Below are 292 nucleotides of genomic sequence, written 5' to 3'. Positions count from 1 at the left end.
CGTCAACCATTACTACGGAACTCCGAATGAGTACGTATTAAACCACATGGAACAGGGGAAGGACGTGCTTCTGGAGATTGAGAGTCAGGGCGCCTTAAAGGTTAAGGAGCGTTTCCCGGAAGCTATTCTGATCTTCGTCATGCCGCCGAGTGCGGAGGAACTGAAGAGACGGCTGGTCGGCAGAGGCACGGAAAGTATGGAGGTGATTCATGCAAGACTCCGCAGAGCAGTGGAAGAGGCTGAGGGCATGGACTCCTACGATTATATCTTAATCAACGACGATATCGCCTCC

General features: G+C 52.1%; 1 protein-coding gene. It reads left to right on the top strand.

The window, feature by feature from the left end; translation table 11 throughout:
• A partial coding sequence (locus NE473_RS31925; RefSeq protein WP_502802874.1) for a nucleoside/nucleotide kinase family protein occupies positions 1 to 292 on the top strand: 292 nt, incomplete at both ends.

The organism is Hungatella sp. SL.1.14, assembly GCF_024460495.1.
GTDB classification, from domain to species: domain Bacteria; phylum Bacillota; class Clostridia; order Lachnospirales; family Lachnospiraceae; genus Hungatella; species Hungatella hathewayi.
The sequence above is the reverse complement of the archived record's forward strand: the minus strand, read 5'-3'. Positions and strand labels throughout refer to the sequence as shown.